The sequence below is a fragment of the Hyphomonas sp. genome, from assembly GCF_022844445.1.
Taxonomy (GTDB): Bacteria; Pseudomonadota; Alphaproteobacteria; order Caulobacterales; family Hyphomonadaceae; genus Hyphomonas.
Genome location: NZ_JALHLS010000016.1, coordinates 64,008 through 86,057 on the forward strand (window position 1 = coordinate 64,008; position 22,050 = coordinate 86,057).

Annotated in this window: 16 protein-coding genes; 11 read left to right on the forward strand and 5 right to left on the reverse strand. The window is 66.0% G+C overall.

Annotated elements, in window-relative coordinates; all coding sequences use genetic code 11:
* Positions 1 to 120 precede the first annotated feature (120 nt).
* The 3 genes from Q0C17_RS15510 to Q0C17_RS15520 are packed head-to-tail and all read right to left on the reverse strand — an operon-like array spanning position 121 to position 2,944.
* Positions 121 to 1,149, reverse strand: a complete 1,029-nt coding sequence (locus Q0C17_RS15510; protein WP_291208187.1) for a putative sulfate exporter family transporter — start codon at positions 1,147 to 1,149, stop codon at positions 121 to 123.
* Positions 1,142 to 2,233 carry a Gfo/Idh/MocA family oxidoreductase gene (locus tag Q0C17_RS15515; protein ID WP_291208189.1) on the reverse strand — a complete coding sequence of 364 codons (1,092 nt, stop codon included), beginning with the start codon at positions 2,231 to 2,233 and terminating at the stop codon, positions 1,142 to 1,144. The genes Q0C17_RS15510 and Q0C17_RS15515 overlap by 8 nt, the downstream gene beginning before the upstream one ends.
* A 9-nt stretch (positions 2,234 to 2,242) precedes the next feature.
* On the reverse strand, positions 2,243 to 2,944 hold the full coding sequence (locus tag Q0C17_RS15520; RefSeq protein ID WP_291208191.1) for a GntR family transcriptional regulator: 702 nt from the start codon (positions 2,942 to 2,944) through the stop codon (positions 2,243 to 2,245).
* Between the two features lie 109 nt (positions 2,945 to 3,053).
* Here Q0C17_RS15520 and Q0C17_RS15525 point away from each other — a divergent pair, with 109 nt between their 5' ends.
* The 4 genes from Q0C17_RS15525 to Q0C17_RS15540 are packed head-to-tail and all read left to right on the forward strand — an operon-like array spanning position 3,054 to position 7,310.
* Positions 3,054 to 4,211: an LLM class flavin-dependent oxidoreductase gene (locus tag Q0C17_RS15525; RefSeq protein WP_291208193.1), complete on the forward strand. Its 1,158-nt coding sequence runs from the start codon at positions 3,054 to 3,056 to the stop codon at positions 4,209 to 4,211.
* Positions 4,208 to 5,104 carry an aldo/keto reductase family oxidoreductase gene (locus Q0C17_RS15530; protein WP_291208195.1) on the forward strand — a complete coding sequence of 299 codons (897 nt, stop codon included), beginning with the start codon at positions 4,208 to 4,210 and terminating at the stop codon, positions 5,102 to 5,104. Before Q0C17_RS15525 ends, Q0C17_RS15530 begins: the two co-directional genes overlap by 4 nt.
* On the forward strand, positions 5,104 to 5,601 hold the full coding sequence (locus Q0C17_RS15535) for a flavin reductase family protein (protein ID WP_366914846.1): 498 nt from the start codon (positions 5,104 to 5,106) through the stop codon (positions 5,599 to 5,601). The genes Q0C17_RS15530 and Q0C17_RS15535 overlap by 1 nt, the downstream gene beginning before the upstream one ends.
* Positions 5,598 to 7,310, forward strand: a complete 1,713-nt coding sequence (locus Q0C17_RS15540; protein WP_291208199.1) for a solute:sodium symporter family transporter — start codon at positions 5,598 to 5,600, stop codon at positions 7,308 to 7,310. The genes Q0C17_RS15535 and Q0C17_RS15540 overlap by 4 nt, the downstream gene beginning before the upstream one ends.
* Positions 7,311 to 7,390: 80 nt before the next feature.
* Here the strand turns inward: Q0C17_RS15540 and Q0C17_RS15545 are convergent, their stop codons facing one another.
* A complete protein-coding gene (locus Q0C17_RS15545) occupies positions 7,391 to 8,845 on the reverse strand; it encodes an arabinofuranosidase catalytic domain-containing protein (RefSeq protein ID WP_291208201.1) in 1,455 nt (484 codons plus the stop codon).
* Positions 8,832 to 11,447 carry an inverse autotransporter beta domain-containing protein gene (locus tag Q0C17_RS15550; protein ID WP_291208203.1) on the reverse strand — a complete coding sequence of 872 codons (2,616 nt, stop codon included), beginning with the start codon at positions 11,445 to 11,447 and terminating at the stop codon, positions 8,832 to 8,834. The genes Q0C17_RS15545 and Q0C17_RS15550 overlap by 14 nt, the downstream gene beginning before the upstream one ends.
* A 932-nt stretch (positions 11,448 to 12,379) precedes the next feature.
* Here Q0C17_RS15550 and Q0C17_RS15555 point away from each other — a divergent pair.
* The 7 genes from Q0C17_RS15555 to Q0C17_RS15585 all read left to right on the forward strand — a co-directional run.
* Positions 12,380 to 13,723, forward strand: a complete 1,344-nt coding sequence (locus Q0C17_RS15555) for a hypothetical protein (RefSeq protein ID WP_291208205.1) — start codon at positions 12,380 to 12,382, stop codon at positions 13,721 to 13,723.
* An 18-nt stretch (positions 13,724 to 13,741) separates the two neighbouring features.
* Positions 13,742 to 14,533 (forward strand): trypsin-like peptidase domain-containing protein, encoded by a 792-nt coding sequence (locus Q0C17_RS15560; RefSeq protein ID WP_291208207.1) that lies wholly within the window; start codon positions 13,742 to 13,744, stop codon positions 14,531 to 14,533.
* Positions 14,534 to 14,869: 336 nt separating this feature from the next.
* On the forward strand, positions 14,870 to 15,553 hold the full coding sequence (locus Q0C17_RS15565) for a toll/interleukin-1 receptor domain-containing protein (protein WP_291208209.1): 684 nt from the start codon (positions 14,870 to 14,872) through the stop codon (positions 15,551 to 15,553).
* A 5-nt stretch (positions 15,554 to 15,558) separates the two neighbouring features.
* Positions 15,559 to 16,707, forward strand: a complete 1,149-nt coding sequence (locus tag Q0C17_RS15570; RefSeq protein WP_291208210.1) for a hypothetical protein — start codon at positions 15,559 to 15,561, stop codon at positions 16,705 to 16,707.
* Between the two features lie 549 nt (positions 16,708 to 17,256).
* Positions 17,257 to 17,919 (forward strand): Crp/Fnr family transcriptional regulator, encoded by a 663-nt coding sequence (locus Q0C17_RS15575; RefSeq protein WP_291208212.1) that lies wholly within the window; start codon positions 17,257 to 17,259, stop codon positions 17,917 to 17,919.
* A 139-nt stretch (positions 17,920 to 18,058) separates the two neighbouring features.
* Positions 18,059 to 20,086: an NAD(P)-binding protein gene (locus Q0C17_RS15580; protein WP_291208214.1), complete on the forward strand. Its 2,028-nt coding sequence runs from the start codon at positions 18,059 to 18,061 to the stop codon at positions 20,084 to 20,086.
* Positions 20,079 to 22,050, forward strand: a 1,972-nt coding sequence (locus tag Q0C17_RS15585) for an ATP-binding protein (RefSeq protein WP_291208216.1), incomplete at its 3' end; no start/stop codon positions are given. The genes Q0C17_RS15580 and Q0C17_RS15585, both read left to right, overlap by 8 nt.

Here is a 22,050-nt window from a genome sequence, read left to right on the forward strand (position 1 = left end):
GCTTTCTGACTTGCCCGTTATTGCCCCCTAGGCTGGCAGAAGTTTGCGGACGCGTCCACATACTATATGAATTGTGTATCAATTCTGATCGCCCCCGGCTGACGCCGGCACCGGGCGGGTTTATCCGATCAGGGTGAGGCCCAGAAAGACGAACCCGGCCAGGAAAAGGGTCTCGGCGATGACCAGCGCGACCGCGACCGGGCCGAGCATCGTCATCGACTTCAGCGAACTCTTGAGGCCCACCGCCGCGATCGCCGCCAGCAAGGCCCAGCGCGACACCTGGATCGCCGCTTCCTTGACCGGCGGCGCCAGCAAGCCCGCCGAATTGACGGCCGCCAGGATCAGGAAGCCTGCCACGAAAAGCGGCAGCAAGGGCGTTGTGACCCTGCCGCCGCCCTCCGGGCCAGCCCGGCGCGCCTGGAACATCAGCGCGAGCACGATCACCACCGGCGCAAGCAGCGCCACCCGGGTCAGCTTGACCAGCGTGGCGGTCTTGCCGGCTTCGTCCGAAATCGAGAATCCGGCGCCGACGACCTGGGCCACATCGTGGATCGTGGCGCCGAGAAAGGCGCCGGCTGTACTGTCCGGGAACCCGGCCATCGACAGGGCGATTGGGTAGAAGATCATCGCCACCGTCGACAGGAGCGTGACGGCCAGGACGGTAAAGGTAAGCTCTTCATCCGAGCGCTCGGACTGAGGCAGCACGCAGTGTATCGCAAGGGCCGCCGATGCCCCGCAGATGGCGGTTGCCCCGGCGGTCAGGACCGCAAAGGCGGCGCGGATCTTCAGGATCCGGCCGGCGAGAAAGCCAAACAGGATGGTCGCCACGGTTGCGGCGCCGACAAGCAGGAACATTTCCCAGCCAAGGCCAGTGACAAGTTCCAGGCTGATGCGCGCGCCCAGCAGGAACACACCGAACTTCAGAACGTCGCGGGCCGTGAACGCGATCCCCGCCGATGCGGCCGAGCCAGGCTCACTGAGAAAGTTCAGCGCCATCCCGAACAGGAGCGCCATCAGCATCGCCGGCGCACCATAATGCTCCGACACGAACTGGGCCGCCATCGCGACGAGGACAGCGACAAGGCAACCCGGCAGCAATTCGCCGGCACGGGCGCCCAGGCGGCTAAAGACAGCGGATGCGTCAGCCAAGGTCGAGCACGCTGTTGCGGCGGGCCGCTTCCTGAGCGGCAAGCCCCATCCGGACGGCTTTCGCACCGTCTTCCAGGCTGACCTCTACGGCGCCGCGCCCGCACACGACCTCGAGGAATCTGGCGTGCTGGGTAAAGGTCGACCCATGATGGTCCCCGATCCTGGACAGCTCCGGATCTATCGGCAGGAGACGCGTGGACGGGTTCTTCGGATGCCTTGGATAGAGCGAGAGTTCCGGGACGGGCGACTCTCCGAGATGCGCCGGCCAGAACCGCTGCGGACCGGGGATCCGGCATTCGATCTTGCCCACCGGGCCGACGCAGGAAATCTCCTCGTTCCATTTGGTGCCGTCCGCGAACATGCAGAGCTCAAGCAGCGCGCGCGCGCCGCAGGCAAAATCGAAGATCGCATAGCCGCCATCCCAGATGTCCGAGGTTTTCCCGTCATAGACTTCGTCAAGATGGTTCACCATCTGGCCGGCGCTCGCCATGACCCGGACAGGCTCGGACCCGATGATCAGCCGCATCAGGTCGAAGAAGTGGCAGCATTTCTCGACCAGCGTGCCGCCCGTGTTGGCATTGAACCGGTTCCAGTCCCCATACTTTTTAAGGAAGGGAATCCTGTGCTCGCGCAGCGTCAGCATCTTGACCCCGCCGGTCGCCGCATGGACATCGGCCAGCAGGGCCTCGATGGGCGGCATATAGCGGTATTCCATCGCCACCCAGACCGGAGGCTTGTAGGCCGCCGCAAAGGCGGCGACGCGCGCAGCATCCCCGGACCTTGTATAGAGCGGTTTTTCGCAGAGGATCGGCAGGGGCCGGATCCGGGCAATCTCTTCGAGCTGGTCAAGATGGCAGAAATTGGGGCTGCAGATCACGACCGCGTCCAGACCCGGATGGGCCAGCAGGTCGGCGACCGAGCTTGCCACGCGGGCGCCGCCCGCAAGCTGGGCTGCGCGCGCCGCATTGTCCGGCAGCGGATCGTAAACGACCCCGAATTTCGCGCCGTCCAGGCGGGACACATTGAGCAGGTGCTCGGTCCCCATCATGCCGCAGCCGATGAGGCCGTAGATCTTTTCAGACATGCTCTTCCCCTATTGAAGCCTTATCGTGTAGCGCGCGAGGTCCGGATCAAACCAGGTCCGGGAATACTCCGCAGGCTGATTGTCCTGCGCGAAACTGAGGCGCTCGATATAGCCGGCCGGCGTGCCGGGCTTTATCGCAAGCTCCTGCGGCGCCCAGTCCGGAACGTCCCGGACCGTGACACGGTCCTCAATCCGGGAGATCACCAGCCCGAGCGCTTTCTTGTAATAGAAATAGAGCGAGTCCATCAGCTCCTGGGCGCGCAGGCGCGGCGCAAAGCGGGCGTCGAGCCATATTTCTTCCAGGGCGACGGGCGTGTCATCGAGCAAGCGTACCCGGCGGATACAATGGGCCAGCGGCGCCTCGCCGAAATAGGGCGCGTCGGGCGGCTTTCGAAGCTTGACGACATCGATCACCCGGGCCGTTGGAAGCCCGCCGCCGGCTGCCAGCTCCAGCCTGAAAAAGGCATAGATGCTTTCCACCATCGGGCGGGCACTAATGTAGTTTCCTGACCCCTGGACGCGCTGCAGCAGTCCCTTTTCCTCAAGCAGCGCCAAGGCGCGCCTCAGGGTTCCGACCGCGACGCCGAGCTCCGCCGCCATGCGCCGCTCGGGCGGCAGGCGCGCGCCGTCGGCAAGGTGCCCCGCGATAATCTCGCGGATCAGCATCTCGCTCAGCTGGACATGTTTGGGAAGTGCAGCGGACTGGATCATGACAGGGAAAGCGGTTTGCTCCGCGAATTGATCTAGTATTGATATATCGCCGACCAGATGCTAGGCAAGCGAAATCAAGTGAGGCCACAGCACCGGGAGAATGCAGGCAATGAGTGTGGTTCCGGTACGCTCCTCAGACCTCGATGCGCTGGAAGTGTCCTGGTTCGCTGCTCTGTGCTCGGATGATTATGCCCTCCTCGGCGTGCCGGATCCGAGCTTGCGGTCGAGCTGGAATCACTGCCGCGACATCGCGCTCGAGGCAGAAGCGCAGGGGTTCAGGAATATCCTCTGTCCCTCCTCCTACCAGGTCGGCCAGGACACCTTGAGTTTCGTCGCCGGCTGCGCACCCATCACGTCCGATATCAACTTCCTGGCCGCGATTCGCTGCGGAGAGATGCAGCCGGTAATGCTGGCACGCACGGTTGCAACCCTCGACCACATGTTGCGGGGCCGGCTCACGCTCAATGTCATCAGCTCGGATTTTCCCGGCGAGGTCGCCGACAGCGCCCTGCGCTACCGGCGCAGCCATGAAGTCGTCGAGATCCTCCGGCAGGCCTGGACGCGCGATCACATCGCGTATGACGGCGAGATCTACAAGATCAGCAAGATCTCCTCCGATCCCGCCCGCCCCTACCAGCAGAACGGCGGCCCGCTCCTCTATTTCGGCGGCTATTCCCCCGACGCGCTGGAGCTGTGCGGGGCCCAGTGCGATGTCTACCTGATGTGGCCCGAGCCCAAGGCGCAGATCGCCGAGCGCATGAAGGCCGTTCATGCCCGCGCGGCCGCTCACGGACGCGTGCTCGACTACGGGCTGAGGGTGCATGTGATCGTGCGCGACACCGAGGCTGAAGCGCGCGAGTATGCCGAGCATCTCGTCAGCCAGCTCGACGATGAGTATGGCAAGATAATCCGCGACCGGGGACATGACAGCATCAGCCTCGGCGTTGCTCACCAGACGCGCGCGCGCGAACTTGCTGATCAGTTCGGCTACATCGAACCCCATCTGTGGACCGGCATCGGACGAGCCCGTTCCGGCTGCGGGGCGGCGCTCGTCGGCTCGGCAGACCAGGTCCTGTCGGAAATCGAGACCTACCGGAAAATGGGCATCCGGGCCTTCATCTTTTCCGGCTATCCCCACCTTGATGAATGCCGCTCCTTCGGAGCGCGCGTCCTGCCGCAGCTGAAGACCTGCTCGCTTCCCGAGGCATACGGACGCGTGCCGGCCTCGACGCCGGCCACGCCTCTGGGCGTCGGAGAGCGCCGATGATCCCGCGCCAGGTACTTTGCCCAGGCCTGAGCCTGTCCCGCCTCGCCTATGGCATGTGGCGGATCGGGGATGACAGCGACACGTCCCCCCGGCATGTCCAGGCCAAGATCGAAGCCTGTCTTGACCAGGGCATCACGACGATCGACCAGGCCGACATCTACGGCGATTACGGCGCAGAAGCCCTGCTCGGCGCCTGCCTGAAACAGGCGCCCGGGCTGCGCAGCCGGATCGAGATCATCACCAAGTGCGATATCGTCGCCCCCTGCGGCCGGTATGCCGATCGCCGGGTGAAGTATTATGACACGAGCCCGGCGCACATCCTGTCTTCGGTCGACCAGTCGCTGGCCGCGATGAGCATCGACGTGATCGATCTCCTGCTTCTCCACCGACCTGACCCGATGCTGGACCATCTGGCGACCGGGGCAGCCCTGGACGGGCTCATTGCGTCCGGAAAAGTACGCGCTGTCGGTGTGTCGAATTTCCGTCCGCATGACACCGCGCTCCTCCAGTCCGGCATGAAGACGCAGATCGTCGCAAACCAGATCGAACTCAGCCTGACCGCGCACCAGGCTCTGACCAATGGCGACCTCGCCGCCATCCAGGAACGCGGGATGCTGCCGATGGCCTGGTCGCCGCTCGGCGGCGGGCAGCTGATGACCGGCGCACCCTCAAAACTGAAGACGACGCTGGACGCGTTCGCCCGCCAGAACGACGTCGACCCGTCGGCGGTCGCGCTCGCCTGGCTGCTCGCGCACCCGGCAGGCATCCTTCCGGTTCTGGGCACCAACCGGATCGAGAGGATCCGGGCAGCTGCAGATGCGTTCCGTGTACGGATGGACCGTCAGGACTGGTTTGAACTCTATACGGCCGCGCTCGGCCGCGAGGTCGCATAGTGTTGGCGCCGGGGCCGGACCATTTCGACCCGTCGGGCGACCCCCTGCGCTTTCGCCAGGCCCTTGGCCGGTATGCAACCGGCGTGGTGGTCGTGACGACCTCAACCGCGTCGGGCCCGGTCGGCCTCACGGTCAACAGCTTTGCAAGTGTCTCCCTGTCTCCGCCCCTCGTCCTCTGGTCTCCTGCCAAGTCTTCAGGCCGGCACAACGCCTTCCGCGACGCGCGCCAGTTCGCAGTCCATGTCCTGGCCGGCGGCCAGAAAAAGGTATGCGACCATTTCGTGCGAAGCTCGGGAGGCTTCGGTGACTTTTGCGCCGCTTTCAACGAGGCGGGGATCCCGCTGATACCGGGCTGCGCCGCGATCTTCGAATGCACCCAGGTGGCCGTTCATGACGGCGGGGACCATTCGATCATCATCGGCGAAGTAAACCGGGTCCATTCCGGAGAGGCGAGCGCGCTTGTCTTTCGCGGCGGCGAATTCGAGGTTTCCAGATGAACACGGGCGAGTTGGTCTTCACCCTGGCAACCTGCGCCGGTTTCATGGCGCTGGTCGCCTGGATTTCCTATCTCATGACACGCGGGGAGACCCAGACGAAGGATGGCTACTTCCTCGCCGGGCGAAACCTGGGCGGGCTTTTCATTGCCGGCTCGCTGCTCCTGACCAATCTGTCTGCGGAACAACTGATCGGCCTCAATGGCTCGGCCTACGGCTACAATCTCTCGAGCATGGCGTGGGAGGTGACCGCCGCAGTCGCAACCGTCGCGATGGCCTTCATCTTCCTCCCGCGCTACCTTTCCGGCGCGTTCACGACCCTGCCCGAGTTCCTGAAGAGCCGCTATGACATCCAGGTCCAGCGGCTTTCGGTCATCCTCTTCATGCTGGGCTACGGGCTGGTCACGATCCCTTCGGTCCTCTACTCCGGCTCGATTGCGGTCATCCGCATCTTTGACATCGAGAACCTTTTAGGTGTCGGCCCGTTCGAGGCGCTTGTCATCACCGTGCTGGTGGTCGGGATCGTCGGCGCCATCTACGCTGTTTTCGGCGGCCTGAAGGCTGTCGCTGTCTCTGATACGCTGAACGGGGTCGGCCTGCTGATCGTGGGCGCGCTCGTGCCCGTGCTTGGCCTGATGCTTCTTGGCAACGGGAATTTCCTCGCCGGCCTGTCGACGATCGCGTCGTCGGATACCGAAAAGCTGAACGCGATCGGTGGAGCCTCTGACCCGACACCGTTCGGCACGCTGTTCACCGGCATGATCCTCGCCAACCTGTTCTACTGGTGCGCCAACCAGTATGTGATCCAGCGTGCGCTGGCGGCGCGAAATCTGGCGGAAGGCCAGAAAGGCGTGCTCCTGTCGGGCTTCTTCAAGGTCCTGGTGCCGATGTTCATGATGATCCCCGGCATCATCGCCTTCCACCTTTACGGGCCGGGACTTGCCTCGATCGACCTTGCCTACCCGCAACTCGTCCGCGACGTGTTCCCGGTCTGGATGATGGGCTTTTTCCTGGCTGTGCTTCTGGGCGCCGTCTTCAGTTCCTTCAACTCCCTGCTCAACAGCGCCGCGACGCTGTTCTGCATCGATGTCTATACGCCCCTGCGGGGCGGCGAAGTCAGCGACAAGGAAATCGTCCGTGTCGCGATGATTGCGAGTGTCGTGATCGCGATATTCTCGTTTATCGTGGCGCCGCTCCTGTTCTTTGCGCCTGAGGGCCTGTGGCAGATCATCCGCGTCTTCACGGGCTTCTACAACATCCCGATCGTCACCATCGTGATTGTCGGGCTGTTCACCCGGCGCACACCGGCCATCGGTGCGAAGATCGTCATCGTGTTCCATGTCGTCGCCTACGGGCTTGCCAAGTTCGTGTTCGACGAGATCATCACGATCCACTTCCTTCACCTCTATGCCATCCTGTTCGTGATCGAGGTGGCGATCATGCTGGTTGCGGCAAAACTGAGCCCGCGCCAGGAAGCCTGGTCATTCGAGCCGCGCCAGCAGGTTGACCTGTCACCGTGGCGACTGGCGCCGCAGGCGGCCATCACCCTCTTGTCGCTCGTCGTCCTGATGTACCTCGTGTTCTCGCCGCTCGGGCTGGCGGGGTCAGGCCCCGGCTGGCCGTTCGCCGCCGGAGTCGCAGCTCTCGCGGTGCTCAACGTGCTGGCCTGGACGCGAGCACTCCTGCCTCGCCGCGGGCAGGCCAACGCCTGAGACGGCCCTGCCCTCTGTCCTGGATCAGTGCACCGGCTGGCCCGGCGCCTCGATCTTCTCGTCAGCGCGCGCCTCAAGCGCTAGAAGTAAGCGGACTGGCTCTTGTCGATTTCGCGGCGCTCATCGTCGGAAAGCTCGACGGGAAAGTAGATGAATTCCTGGACGGCCCCGATCATGCCGCGCTCTGTATGCTCTGAGCGGATGAGGTAGAGCCCGCTGCCGCCCCAGGCAAAGGCATCGGAGGCTTCCGAAACAACGAGTTCCCCGTCCCGGTAAGCAGAGGTTCGCTTGCCATCGAACACGAACAGGCCCCGGTCGGCCTCGAACAGGCCCGGCCAGGAACGCTCCTCAGAGTAGAGGTTGTCATCCCGGTTGCCGAACCGGACCCGGTCACTGGCGCGGAAGTTTCCGAAATCGACCATTTCGCCTGTCGTGGAGCCGAACAGTTCGGCATTGTTGGTGACCTCATCAACGCCGAACACGGCCGACACGGTGCGCGCTTCGCCCGCGTCGATGCGGATTGAACTGACCAGGAGGCCGCTGTCCTGAGTCTGCGAGACGAGCGCCGGCTTTTTCCGGCGCATCTGGAGCTCGCCTTTCCAGTGGATGAGCAATTGCTGCTTCGGGTCGTGCTGGACCGCGTCCATCCGGTTCCCGCTCTGGTCATACCAGCTGGCCACGAAGCAGGCAGACTCCCGGCAGAACCTTTCGAGGCTTGTCTGGTCGAGGTCACCCCTCACCGTCGCGCCAATGTCGAGTTCCCGGTCATCTTCTGCCCGCCGCACCCGCAGCAGCGGGCCCGCATAGGCGCTGCTGAGCCGTCGCACCGAATAGGCGGCTGCGCTTTCTTTGACCTGATCAAGCAATCCGGAAAACTCTACCCTGCGACTGTCGGTCCGTGTACGTCCTGTCCCGCCTGCCGGCGTCGCAATGACGACGGACAGGGTGAGATCGCCCTGCGCAAGGCCCGACACGTCGACCTCGCCCACAAGCTCAGAAGCCGAGCTGATCGTGCCGGCGCCCGTGACAGCGCCTTCACCTGCAGAACTTGTGATCTCATACGTGTAGGCGGCGCCTTGCGGCGCCTTGGCGATGACGAAGCTCGCAAACGCGGCGCCGTCCTCCTTCCGGTCGATGTCGGCGGCGAACGAGGCCGAATAAGTCTCGACCCGGACGCCGGAAAGGTCCGGCGCTGCAAATCCGGGACCCGTGAGGGCGTTGCCGGCAAGGTCGCGGATCACGCCGCCGCCCGGATCGATCGCGCCGGAGAGGGATATCCCGTTGGCGTCAAAATCGCCGGCTTCGATCTCATAGGCAAAGACAAGCCGGTCCGTGCCGCTGCCCGATACATAGGTTGCCGGGCGCGCCGCACCGCCGATATCGATCATGATCCGGGGTGTCCCGCCGGCGAGATCGACCACCACCGGTTCACTCATCGCGACGGTGAAGGTCAGCGGCGCGGCCGCGGCCGGCAGGCTGACAACGAGCCCGGCGAGCGCGAGAAGAATGAAACGCAGGCCTCTAGTTCTCATCATAGGTACCGTTCGCAGGAACAAGGATGGCAGAGATCATGGGCGCGGACGTGTCCTTGAGAGTATCTGCGGCGGCCGCCGCGCCAGCGCCGTTCACATTGCTCAAGACCACGGACACGGTCAGCGTCCCGTCGGAGAGGCCGGAGACATCGACGCCGCTGACGAGCGTCGTCGCCGCCCCTTGCGTCCCGGAACCGGTGACCGATCCCGGTCCGCCGCTGCTTGTGACGATGTAGGTGTAGGCCGCGCCTGGCTCCCCGGAGGAAATCTGGAAAGCCGCCGAAGCCTGGCCGGCGGCATTGACCGGATCGCTCGTCCAGGCGGCGCTGTAGCCGGCCGGCACGGCGGTGGCTTTCACGATGCTCGCCGTGGCCGCTGCGCCCGGCCCGTTCGCATTGCTCACGACCACCGACACGGTGAGTGTCCCGTCGGAGAGGGCGCTGACATCCACGCCGCTGACGGGCGTCGTCGCTGCGCCAAGCGTGCCCGATCCCGTCACGGTGCCCGCCCCGCCGCTGCTGGTGACCGTGTAGGTGTAGGCTGCGCCGGGTTCGCCGCCGAGGATCTGGAAGGCGGCTGATGCCTGATTGAGGCTCGTGACCGGGCCAGATGTCCAGGCGGCGCTGTAGCCGGACGGCAGCGCGATCCCCTTGACCACATCTGCCGTGACCGCCGGCCCGGCACCCGCCGCATTGCTGAGCACGACCGAGACAGTGAGTAATCCGTCGGCGAGGCCAGAGACATCAAGGCCGCTGACCGGCATTGTTGCGGCGCTGAGCGTGCCGCCCCCTGTCACCGCCCCCGGCCCGCCGCTGCTCGTGACCGTGTAGGCAAAGGCTGCGCCGGGTTCGCCGGAGGTAATCTGGAACGCGGCCGACGCCTGGTTGCCGGCATTGACCGGATTGCTGGTCCAGGCAGCCGCGTAGCCGGCCGGGACCGCCGCCGCCTTGAGCGTGTCGGCTGCGGCCGGCGTGCCGGCGCCATTGGCATTGCTGAGCACGACCGACACCGTGAGCGTGCCGTCCGCAAGCCCGCTGACATTGATCCCGCTCACAAGCGCTGTGGCCGACGCCAGCGTGCCCGAACCGGTGACCGATCCCGGCCCGCCGCTGCTTGCGACGGTGTAGGCATAGGCCGCGCCTGGCTCGCCGCCCGTGATTTCGAAGGCCGCCGACGCCGCGGTCGCCGCATCGATGACAGGGACCGTCCAGGAGGCCGTATAGCCGGCCGGCACCGCGGTCCCCTTGATCACGTCGGCGGTGGCAGCGGCTCCGGCGCCATGGGCATTGCTGAGCACGACCGACACGGTCAGCGTGCCGTCGGCCAGACCGGAGACGTCGATATCGCTGAGGCGCGCGGCCGCCGCGCTGAGCCGGCCTGAGCCTGTGACAGAGCCCGGCCCCCCGCTGCTGGTCACGGTATAGGCATAGGCCGCGCCCAGTTCGCCGGCGCGGATTTCAAAAGCTGCAGCCGCCTGGTTGCCAGCATTGACGGGGCTGCTGGTCCAAGCGGCAGAATAGCCGGCCGGTACAGTCGGCCGGCGTCTTTCCTCGAACCGGATATCATTCTCCCGGTCCACCATCTTGAGCCTCAGCCCCCGGACGCTGCCTGGCGTGGCGGAGAACCGCGCGCGGGACGGATCCACGCTGAAAGTCAGCATCAGGCGGCCCTCGGCCTCTCCCGAATCCGGCCGTGTCAGGTCGCCGGACAAACGAAAGCCCGCTCCGATCTCGAGGCCGCCGCCGATGCGGGTTTCAAACACGTCCTCAAGCGAAGGGCCGCCGTCCCACTGGCGCGCGCTGACCAGAAGATCGAGGCGCCGGGCCCAGGGCACCTGCCCGCGGATGCCGACTTCGGAACCGGCGAGCGCCCGGGCTTCAAACCCGGAGCGCGTCTCCTGCCACTCGCTCAGGGGCTCATAGAGATTGGCGAACGCCCTGAACGTGCTTTGCGCCGCTTCAATGCCGAACCCGACACGGTCATACTCGGCGTCAAGGTCGCGGTCATAGAAGACATTGGTGCCGAGCAGCCATTGTTCGTCCTGCGACATCCAACGATAGCCGAGGCCGATATTGAACGGGGTCTGGTCCGGGCCGCTGGCAATGCCGACCTCGGTGAAGATGGTGCTGCGTCCGTTGCCTGTCTCATAGAGCGCATCGATCGCGCGCAGGGCGTAGTGCGGCTCGCCCGAGCCGACCCGCGCCGAGGCTTCAAGATTGCGCAGGAGGAAGAGGTCACTGTCATTTGCCCGCGCCTCGAGGGCGCTGGAACCTTCGGCCGAAAGCAGGCTCAGGAGGCGGCCGGATACAACATCCGTACCGGGAGCATTGCCGTCCGTCAGGACCGAGGTGAGCCAGAACTGGAGCGCCGGATCGACACGGGTGGCCAGGGAGCCTGCACCGGACGGGAGAGGCAAAACGGAGACAGCCTCGCGGGCGAGCGCGTCGGAGAGGCAGTTGCCAAGCTGGTTTTCGACCTGCGCCGCAAGCTCCGGATACGAACCGGTTGCGGGAAGCGACGCCAGGGCCGCGCAGGGGAGCGGCGGCTGGGCCTGGGCGCCCTGGGCGAAGAGCGCCAGGCAGCCCAGGATGGCAGGCGCCAGCAAGCCGCAAGCAGGTGTCCGCCTGAAGCGTCCGAAGAGGCGGTCAAAGGTACCGGCGAAAAACACAGCAAGGCCTTAAAAAACAAGCCAGTGCGCAGCGCTCCTCCGGCTATGGAATGTCAACTAAGTTACATACCGGGGGTACTTAACGGTTCGTGAAACCCGGGTCCGGAAACACCTGTGCAGGGCTACCTTGCACGGGTCGCCGGGCCTATCTGCTCTCGCGGGCGGGCGCCCGCCTGCTGGTGGCACTGCAGGATTGGCCGATGCCGGGCGCGCCGCGCGTCGCTGGGGGCTTTTTGTCACAGGAAAACAGGACAGTAAGGGCGAGGGGCTCGTCTATTGTCCACCGCGGCCCGCAAGGCGCCTGAATCACGAGGCGCAAGGCGGGCGCCGGCGCAGCTGAAGCGGGAGGCGGACGGAACGGCCGCCCCGTCCAGCGCGCACCCGCTTGCCATCGGACGACTTTTGCGATGATCCTTTTGCCGTGGGAGGACAGGCAGGGTGGGCGCATTTGTCTTCGGCCAGTTGCGCAATCACCAGGCCGGCACCGGCGCACCCTTCGGCGCGGCGTCTGGCGCGCCGCCTCTTGACCAGCCGTTGCGGCGTCCAGGCTGGCTTTCCATCGTGTCGGTAGACCCGGCAGGCGCTGAACATCAGATCCCTGTTTCTGGTCCGGACTGCAGATTGCGATCACAGGCGCGGATGCGACCAGGCATTGCTCAACTCTTTTTTGGGGTTCCGGCGTCGCAGCGTGATGGAACTCACAGCGCTGCAGCTGGCCGCAAGCTAGCGTGGCGGAGGCCGGTAAGCAGCTTGGGAAAGCGGCGCGAATACCAACCTTGCAAAACCTGGCGAGCCGTTGGCCCCCCGCGGCAGCGGCGCGTCCAACTGAACATGTCCGCAGAGGACCTGACCGAACAAGGATCTTCCAGATGAAAACCAGGATCACCCACGCCCTCGCTGCCTGCCTCCTTTTCGCGGGCTGCGCGGCTGTCTCCTCAAGGCAGGTCGACTATGCGGAATCGACCGGCACCTCCGGCCTGCAGTACTCGGCGCCAAAGGCGCTGATGACCGTTGAGGTCCTGGCCAGCGCTGAGGACGTCTCGATTGCCGTCTCCCAGCCCTTCCTTGTCGGCGACCCGGACGCGACTTTCACCATGAAATCGTCGTCCGGCATGTTCGCCGATCAGCGCTACGACTTCAGGGTCGACGGCGTGACGCGCCTGCTCTGGATCGTGCGATCTGAATCCCTCGGCCGGCTCGATGAAGCGCTCATCGCCGCTGCCAAGTCCTATGGCGGCATCATCAGCAGTGGCGGCGGGCCGAGAGAAGAAAAGGCGGCCGTTGGCGCCAATGAGCCGGCGCTCATCTATTTCCGAACGATCGATCCCCTGATGCAGGCCGACTGCGGGTTCGGCCGGGCCTGCCGGCTTGCAAAGCTCGAAGCTGAGCTCGAGGCGGCAATCCGGTCGCGGATAAGCTGCACGGCGCAGGCTTCGGCGGGTGAGAACCCGATGTGCAGCCCGCTGCGCGCCGGGCGCAATCCATTCAGCATCGAGCTCATTCCGCTGTTTGAGGTCGCCGCCGGCGACGCTGCGCCGGCAAGGAAGGCGAAGCCCTGCCGCGGATCGATCTGCTACCGGGTTCCGGTTCCCTACGAGATGCGGGTCCGGGTCGAGAATGTCAGTGACGTGTCCCAGATGGTCCTCCTGCCGAACGAGGCGCCGATCTTCAGCTATGATGTCGGCGCCGGCCTGTTTGCCGACTCCAAGGCCTTCATCGGTCTGGAGAATGGCATGCCCGTCCGTACACGCGCAAACCGGGACAATGAACTGGCGGCAGCTGCCGCAGTCCCGCTCTCCGTGACACAGGCACTGTTCCAGGGCGCCTCAGACGTGCTGACGCTGCGCGTCAAGTACACGAAAGAGCTGAAAGGCGCATTGCTGGCCGATGAAGAGCTTGAAAAGGAACTGAAGCGCATTGCGGACGCAGAAGCGGCGGCGCGGCGCGCGCAGACCCGGCGAACGGCCTCGGGCGCAGACGCGGCAGAGGAAGACGAAGAGGAAGTTGACCCGGGTTTCGGCGCCCTGCCTCCCGGTACGCCGGACGAGGAAAGCGGCGAAGTGGCCGGTGAGGCGGGCAGTGTCGACAATCTCGGCGTCGAAGATGACGGCGGATCTGCCGCCCCGACGCCGGAAGACGTCGTCGCCGCGACCACCCGGGTCCTCAAGCCGGCCGCAGAGCCCCTGCTCACTGTCACCATACCCGCCCAGTAGACCAGAGGAGGCAAGCCGATGTGGTTCAGGAAGCGCTCAAGTCCGCCGGCCGATGTTCACAAACGCGGCCCACAGCTGGAGAGCATCTTCGGCGAGGACGATCGCCGGATCGTCGGTGACATTGCCCATCCGTTCTGGCGACCGTTCTGTCTCCTGAAGTTCGGCTTTCCGGGCAGCAACGCCACGTTCATCGGCACCGGCGTCCTGATAGGCCCGCGCCTCATCCTGACCGCGGCCCACAATCTCTATAGCCTGGACGCCCGCGCCGGCATCGCCGCCGCGACCGCCATGGCCGGCTTCCAGGACGGGCAGCCGTCTGCCGAAGCCGCCATCATCAACTGGAAGATCCATAGCGACTACCCGAGCCAGCACCCGGCCGACCCTGATCGCTACCGCTATGATTTCGGGGTCGCCCTGGTCGAAAGCGATGCGCTCTTCGAATGGGCGGGCGCCGCCTGGTCGATCGGTGCCATGACCCCGTTTGCCGACAAGGCGCTGGCGAAGAAGCGCCTGCTGATCGCCGGCTACCCGGCCGCCGACAAGCTGGAGGACACCCGCCTGAAGTGGAGTTACGGCTCGCCCCTCTCAGGACAGATCAGGGAAACCTTGTTCACCTACCGGATCGACACGACAGGCGGCCAGAGCGGCGCACCGGTCTTTCACCTCGAGACCGACACGAGCCCGCCGGTAATCGCAGGGATTCACGTCAGCGGGTTTGAAGGCCAGCACAACATCGCGCGCCGGTTCACGCAAAAGGCCAAGACAAGTATCGAGGGCTGGTGCCAGCAGCTCAGCAGTCCCGGGGTTTGAAGCCAGGATCTGCCCGGCGCGCCGGCCGCGGTGCGCCGTCGCGCCGTGCGCGCAGCCCGGATCTGCCTGCCGGACTAAACGGAAAGATTGATCTGCACAAAGAATATGGCCTGCCGTGAACAATGTCACGCTGCCCCTTGCCTCAGACACGCTAGCGTCCTGCTGACAGCTTCGAGCGGGCCGGGCGCCCCCTTGCTGTCTGGCAGCCAGGGAGCGTGACCATGATCACAACAGCCAGTTCAGCAGCGCGGCTTTCGCGCCGCATCGCTTGCCGCGGCGGCTCCATCATACCCGGTGCGTCCGCGCCGAACTCCTCACAGACCCGGAAGGGCGTCCATGCCTGAAATCTTCATTTCCTACTCCCACGCAGACAGGGACCGCGTGCGCAAGCTGGTCGAGCGGCTGCGCACCGTGCCGTTTGATGTCTGGTGGGACCAGCACCTGCGCCAGGGTGATTTCAGCAACGAGATCGAGGCCCGTATCGAGGCGTCAAGCCGGGTCCTCGTCGCCTGGTCCAAGAATTCGGCAAACTCCATCTGGGTCAAGGCAGAAGCGATGCGCGCGATGGACGCCCGCAAGCTCGTCCAGGTCCAGCTCGACGGACAGAAACTTCCCCTGCCCTTCAACGGCCTGCATGCGATCCGGCTGAGTGAATGGACCGGAAATCCGGCCGATGACAGCATCGAGATCGTGATCGAGGCCCTCGGCGGCGAGCCGCGTGCCACCCCGCGCCGCGGCTGGAGCGCCGCCGCGCCCGGTCTCTCGCGCGCGCAGCGCGTGGCGCTCTGGCTTGCGCCCACCTGCCTTGTGATGCTCGCCGCCGCCGCAGGATTTCTGGCCCTGATGCCGGACCTGCCGGAAGGCCTGCCGGACAAGGCCGCCATCATGCTCGGCATCGGGGCCGGCGTGGTCGCCACGCTCGGGGTCAGCACGGCGAGCCTGATCCTGAACGCCCTGGACGCCTTTCGCGCCGACGCCGTGCCTGCACCCGATATCCTGGCGCCCGAAAAGAAGGACTGACCGACATGACTGCCAAATCCTCCGTACACGCCTTCGTAGCAACGGCCAGGGCCCTCCTTGTCGTTCAGATCACTGTCGGGATCGCGGCCGCGGCAACCGCGCTCTGGGCGACCCAGGCGGTCTTCAATTATGCCCGGGCGAAGGACGTTGCCGAAATGGCGCAGGCAAGGGCCGCGAAAGAGAAGCAGGCGGCAAAGGACGCAAGGCAGCAGGCAGACCTCAGCCGGCTTGAAGCAACCGAAGCCGAAGCCGCCGCCAATGTCGCCCGCCAGCGCGCCGAGGCCTATACCCTGATTGCCGTGCGGTCGCGGAACGTATTGCAGGCGACCTCGCCGAAGGATTTCCGCGAAGCCGCGCTGGAACTCGAAGGCGAGCTTGCCGACCTCAGCCTCGACGGCGCAGGCCTGCTGGGTGACGCGTCAGAGGTATCGATCCTGGCATTGCTGGCGACCGCGCAGTTCCGCTCCGACCTGCCCGACCGGAGCAGCAAGGCGCTGGCCTCCATCGACCGCGCCATCCGGCTCAACAACACGCGCCTTGACCGCCTGACGCAGGAGGCCCCGCTGGCCGGCATCGACTACAATGAGGGGATCTACCTCGACAAGCTCTCCTATGTCTGCGCGGCGAGCCCAGGCGAGGAGACCGTGCTGATCAACGCGGTCCAGACATTCCCGCCCGCCGTCAAGGTCGCGCTGATGGGCTCTGGCCGGATCGAGGGTCATTATGGTGTGCGCAGCGAATGTCCCGAAGCCGCGCTGCGCACGATCCGCACCGACCTTGGCCGCAGGACTGGCCAGGCGGATGTTCCCACGCGTGCGCAGCTCTTCAAGATCAACCGCATCTTCATCCATGTCGGATCCGAGGCCGCCCGCCCCGACGGTGAAAGGGTAAAGGCGGCGCTCGATGGCCACTACCATCCCGAGGGGGTCGAGGTGATCGGCAGGTCGTTCCGGCCCGGTGTGCGCTACTACTATCCGGAACAAAAGTCCCAGGCTGAGGAGATCGCCGGCCGGATCGCGGCGGCTTACGGGGACGACTGGCCAGAGGCAGAGTTCCGGACCGTCCTCCTGAGGGGATACCAGGGCCTTCCGCGAGACCAGGTCGAAGTCTGGCTGCCGCCGCTTTCCGAGCCGCCCCAGGGCGCGCCGACCTGAAAGCCTAAGAAGGCGTTTCTTGCCCGCTGCGTGATTTTCTTCACGGGCACGCAGCGTCCCGGCAGGTTAGGTTTCTCTTCAGGCAGAACATCCTTGTACGGCAGGTCAGTGCGCAGGGCGGAACAGAAGGCGGGACAGATTGTCAGTCTACGGCCATATCCGAACGCGGGCAGAGATGCTGTTATCCGGGTGCGCCGCCGAAGAGAAACATGCAGTCCGTGCCGCCGCCTTGCAGCCGGCCTTCGATTCCGCTCGCTCGTCGGCGGCCGGCGCCGGGCCCCTGGACCCCCGGGGGACGGGCATCCTCCAGGCCCGTAGCAGGCTGAACACGACTGCAGCCCTGCCGCGGGACGCAGGCGCGACATGTTTCTCCCCTGCGGCCTCGGGGTGCCTGGCCTGACCCTTCGCCAGGCACCCCTTTTTTTCTCCGAGTCCATGCCCCTGCCCCTGATCTTTCCACCTCCCGTGACGTTCATCACGCTCTTTCGCCTTGCCATCCAGCTAGGACATGAAGCACCGTATGGTTTAGACGAACGCGCGGGGACCAGCATGCAAGGCGACACAGCCGCCGACAGACCGGGGCGTCCGAGGCAGGCGATCTTCGAGGAACGCGGCCGGTTCAAGGCTTTCGAGCCGGGCGAGGAAATCATCTCGGCCGGCGACGAGCGCACGGACATCTATTTCATCCTCGATGGCGAGGTGAAGGTGATTTACCTCAGCGCGAGCGGCAAGGACATCTGGCACAATCTGCTCGGGCCCGGGACGACGTTCGGCGAGATGGCAGCTCTGACGGGCCGCGCGCGCAACGCCAGTGTCATTGCTTCCCAGAAGACACACGTCGCCGTTGTCTCGCGCGCTGAAATGATCGCGTTGATGCAGGCCGATCCGTCGATTGCGATCTGGCTGCTCACGGAAATGGCAGAGCGTCTCCACCAGTCCAACGAGATGGTCCGCTCGCTGGTCGCACAGAGCGTCTCGCAGCGCGTGCGGGCCGAACTCGCCCGTCTGGCTGCGCCGGTCGCCGGCGCGCTGGACCAGTTCGCCATCGAGCCGCCGCCGAACCTCTCCGAGATCGCACGCCGTCTCAACACCGACCGGGAGAATGTCTCGCGCGAGGTCTCTGCCCTGACCACGCGCGGCATCCTTCGCAAGGAGCCTGACCGGCTGATGATCCTGGACGCCGAATTCCTGACCTCGACCTCCTCGCTCTGACAAGTGGAAGACAAAGGCGTTCGAATTCGACGTCGGGGGAGCGAGCTGCGTAACATCTAGGGTTGACGTCTGACGGCAAGTCCCTGTCGTATCGACAGGGTCGGAAAAGGGCCAGGGGCGAGGCCGAAACGGGGGATGAATGGGGACCAGGATTGCAATCCTTGGCGGCGGGATCAGCGCGCTTGCCGCCGCCTACGAGATCAAGCGGGCCGATCCCGCCAATGTCTTCGACATCACCATCTACCAGATGGGTTGGCGGCTCGGGGGCAAGTGCGCGAGCAGCCGGAGCCTGTCGGAAGGTATGGATTTCCGCAACGAAGAACATGGGCTGCATGTTCTCGGCGGCTGGTACCACAACACGTTCGAGATGATGCGCCATGTCTATGCGGACTGGCACCGCCTGGGGCACAGCGACACCGTCACCTTCCCGGACGCGTTCCTGCCGCTCAACGGCGCCGTGCTGTTTGACCGGCGCAGGAATATCCTCGGCGTGCCGACCGGATGGCGCAAGATCGCGGTGCGCTTTCCCCCGCCGCGCGGCGAGCCCGGTCTCGATGTGCCCGATCTCACGCTGAAGGTGATGGGGCGCCGGCTGCTGGAATGGGTTCGCCACATCCTGAGGGGCAGCCCGGGCAGTCCCGCGCCGTTCATGCCGCAGTGGAAGGAATCCTCAGGCCTGACCGACGCGATGGAAGACGTCCTCGACCGGTTTGACGCCGCCGGCGCGGCCGACTGGGACGAGGCCCTCGTCGAAGCGGTCACCGGTCAGATCGACACGCTGCAGAGCACGCTGACGCTCGGTGTCGAGGAGACCGTCAAGAGCGCGCATGACAAGGGCACGCTTGACGCCCTTACCGCGTCCTTCGTCGGCCCGCGCGGCGGCCTCTCGGCCTTCGACTATGCCTGCCTCGCGATCATCGGCCTCGTGATGGCGCGCGGGATGCTGCGCGACAAGCTCTTCGCGCGCGGCCTGGACGACGCCAATGACGAGGAGACAATGGCCTGGCTGAAGCGCCACGGCGCGCCGCGGTTTGTTATCGAGTCGCCCTTCGTCGAACTCGGTTACCACTATGCCTTCAGCTATATCGACGGCGATCCGAAGCGCCCGAACATGGCAGCCGGCACCGCGCTGCGCGGCTATCTCCGGATGCTGTTCGGCCAGAGCGGCAGCTTCTTCTACCACTTCAACGGCGGCATCGGGGATGTCCTGATCAAGCCGCTCTATGATGTGCTCAAGGCGCGGGGCGTGAAGTTCGAGTTCTTCTGCGACGTGCGCGCGGTGGAAGCCGGGGCCTCGAGGCGGATCGAGACGATCCGCATCCGGCGCCAGGCAAAGGTCGTCCAGGGCGGCGACCAGTACGCGCCGCTCTTTGCGTTGCCGGACGGGACGCGTGTCTGGCCGGACCGCCCGCTCCTGTCCCAGCTTGCGCTGTCGCCCGGCCAGGAGCGGTTCCCGGCAGATTTCGAAGACCCGGACGATGTCGGCCCAGGCGATCCCGAAGAGACGCTCGCGTATCGCCGCGACTTCGACCTCGCCATCCTTGCCATTCCGGGAACTTCCCTGAAAACCATCTGCCGGAGCCTTGCTAGGACGTCGAGGCGCTGGCGCGCCTATCTGGGCAATGTCTGGTCGAGCCCGACCCTCAGCGCGCAGGTCTGGACCCGGTCCAGCACCGATGACCTTGGCTGGGCAAACATGCCGCCGATCACGACCGGGCATGTTCTGCCGCTCAGTACCTGGTGCGACATGTCCCACCATCTCGCGTTCGAGACCCCTTCGGCGTTCAATGCCCTGCATTTCCTGTGCGGCCCGCATGCGCCCGGACGCGAGGATCCCCGCCGGCAGACCGAACGTTGGCTCACGGATCATTTCGGCGATGTCCTGCCCGGCTGGCAGACACGCCGGGAAAACCTCACGCCGCGAAGCCTCTTCGTGAAGCTCAACACGCATCCGAGCGATCTCTACATCTTCTCCCCGGCAGGATCTGTCCGCCACCGGATGCGCTGCGACGAGAGCGATTTTCCAAACCTCCTCCTGTGCGGCGACTGGATCCGCAACGGAACAGATCTCGGATGGGTCGAGGGCGCGGTCACGGCCGCGCGCCAGTGCTCGCGCGTGCTGACCTATTCCCCGGCCCGGATCTACGGAGAGACCGACTTTGGCTGAGACCGGTCCCCTGCCTTTTCCTGCGCATATCTTCTCGCGCGCCGAGGCCCGCCTCGGTCGGATCTACATTCTCGATCTGGCCGGCTTCTCCGCCCTGACGGAGCGCCGCATCGCCGGCGATGCGCGCGCCGGGATCGAGGCGGTCTCGCGCCTCGTGGCAGGGTTCTTTTCAGGCCTGTCGGCCCGGTTTGCCGAAGCGGGCATCCAGTACGGGGGCTTTGCCGGTGACGCGCTGATTGCGAGCAGCGCGCCGGGCGCCCCGCTCGTGAGCCCCGAGGCTTTTCGCGCGCTGGCCGCGGATGCGGGCGGCCGCGCGGGCGAGCCGCTCGCGTTCCGCACCGGGCTTGCTGACGGCATGTTTCACGCAGCGGACGGCGCCGCCGCCGCGCTTGTTCCGTCGCTCGTCTGGGGCCCGGCCGTCTCTGCCGCCTTTGCCGCCCTGAAATCCACCGGGATCGAGACCACGCGCCCCGGTGAGCAGCCGGCCGTCTCCGATGCAGGCCTCGTGGCGAGCGCTTCGGTGACAGACCGCTGGTCGATCATTGCCCGGCTGATGGACGCGTCCCAGTGCGCCGCGGCGCGGCCTGAGGATATCGCAAAACTGGTCGCGCTGTGCGCAGACATCTGCGAGGAGTATGGCGGCAGCGTCGACAATGTGGCCCAGGACGACAAGGGCCTCCTCATGGTCATCGGCCTCCTGCGCGGCGGCGAAGGCAGCGAGGCCCAGGCGGCCCGCCTGCTGGACGAGCTCTCGCGCGGGCTTTCTGCCTATGGCACGGGCGGCGTGGCCGTGAAGATGTTCGGCACCCTCTTCCAGTGCCAGCCGGACTTTTCCGGCAGGCGCCGCCGCGTCGTCTTCGGCGCCGCGCTGAACCGGGCGGCAAAGTCGCTTGCCATGACGATGCCGCGGCTGCCGGACGGCGTCCCGGCGACCCGCGAGCGCGCCAGCCCCGTCTCCGCCTTCGTCGGACGCGAACGCGAGCTCGAAGCGCTTCGCGCGCTCGCCGAGACGAGCCGCGCATCGCCTGTCATCGCCTGCCTCACCGGACCTGCCGGGATCGGCAAGTCCGCGCTGCTCGCAAGGTTCCGGGAAACGCAGGGCGCGCCGGGCGCGGCCGCCGAGTTCTCGCCGCTTGACCTGCACACGCCGCTAGGCGGCGCGCGGCGGGTGGCGCAGGCGTGCGGGCTTGGTGAAGATTTTGTTCCGTCTACGGACGGTTTAGGGCGGCTGCGCCGATCTGTCCCTGACCAGCTCTTCGTCGAGAACTGGCACTGGTGCGATCCCGACAGCCGGCGCCTTCTCGGCAACCTCCTCGATGAGCGCCGCTCCGGGCTCCTGCTGATCACCAGCCGCACGGCCGAAGGCCTGCCCGCGGCCCGCGGCGCGCCGGCCCGCCGCCTCGATGTCGGCGCGCTGCCCATCGAGGCCGCCCGCGAACTTGCCCGCCGGGCCGGCGCGCGCAATGCGGCCGCGGCCGAAGGGCTTGTCGAGCTGGCGCAAGGCAGCCCGTTCTGGCTGATCCAGGCCGCCCTGCAAGGCGCGGGCGGCGCCGGCGAGGCGCCCGGCGAACTGACGGCGCTCCTGGCGGCGCGGGCGCGCCACCTCTCTCCGGGCGCGGTCGCGCTCTGGCGCCTGCACTGTACCTGGCGAACCTGGCTTGCGCCGCAGCTGGCCGCCGATCTTCTTGCCGAACTCGGCCTCGAGACGGGGCGTGAGGAGACCGCCCAGCTGGCAGCGCTAGGCTGGCTCCAGACCGATCCGGCAAGCGGTAGCCGGCCCGCCCATGACATCCTTGCAGACTGGGGCACCTCAGACCTGCCAGTGAGTTTTGAACGCGACCTCAACCAGCGTGTTGCCCGGCGCCTGAGGCGCCTCGAGGCGCCGGCGTCCCGGATCGCGGCGCACTGGGAGCGGGCCGGCGCCGGCCGGCGCGCCGCGGTCTGCTTCGAGCAGGCCGCGCGCG

Coding starts and splice junctions, on each gene's coding strand:
- Q0C17_RS15540 (WP_291208199.1), top strand. CDS start 5,598: ATGAACACGGGCGAGTTGGTCTTCACCCTGGCAACCTGCGCCGGTTTC.
- Q0C17_RS15580 (WP_291208214.1), top strand. CDS start 18,059: ATGGGGACCAGGATTGCAATCCTTGGCGGCGGGATCAGCGCGCTTGCC.
- Q0C17_RS15555 (WP_291208205.1), top strand. CDS start 12,380: ATGAAAACCAGGATCACCCACGCCCTCGCTGCCTGCCTCCTTTTCGCG.
- Q0C17_RS15525 (WP_291208193.1), top strand. CDS start 3,054: ATGAGTGTGGTTCCGGTACGCTCCTCAGACCTCGATGCGCTGGAAGTG.
- Q0C17_RS15545 (WP_291208201.1), bottom strand. CDS start 8,845: ATGATGAGAACTAGAGGCCTGCGTTTCATTCTTCTCGCGCTCGCCGGG.
- Q0C17_RS15575 (WP_291208212.1), top strand. CDS start 17,257: ATGCAAGGCGACACAGCCGCCGACAGACCGGGGCGTCCGAGGCAGGCG.
- Q0C17_RS15520 (WP_291208191.1), bottom strand. CDS start 2,944: ATGATCCAGTCCGCTGCACTTCCCAAACATGTCCAGCTGAGCGAGATG.
- Q0C17_RS15570 (WP_291208210.1), top strand. CDS start 15,559: ATGACTGCCAAATCCTCCGTACACGCCTTCGTAGCAACGGCCAGGGCC.
- Q0C17_RS15515 (WP_291208189.1), bottom strand. CDS start 2,233: ATGTCTGAAAAGATCTACGGCCTCATCGGCTGCGGCATGATGGGGACC.
- Q0C17_RS15560 (WP_291208207.1), top strand. CDS start 13,742: ATGTGGTTCAGGAAGCGCTCAAGTCCGCCGGCCGATGTTCACAAACGC.
- Q0C17_RS15565 (WP_291208209.1), top strand. CDS start 14,870: ATGCCTGAAATCTTCATTTCCTACTCCCACGCAGACAGGGACCGCGTG.
- Q0C17_RS15530 (WP_291208195.1), top strand. CDS start 4,208: ATGATCCCGCGCCAGGTACTTTGCCCAGGCCTGAGCCTGTCCCGCCTC.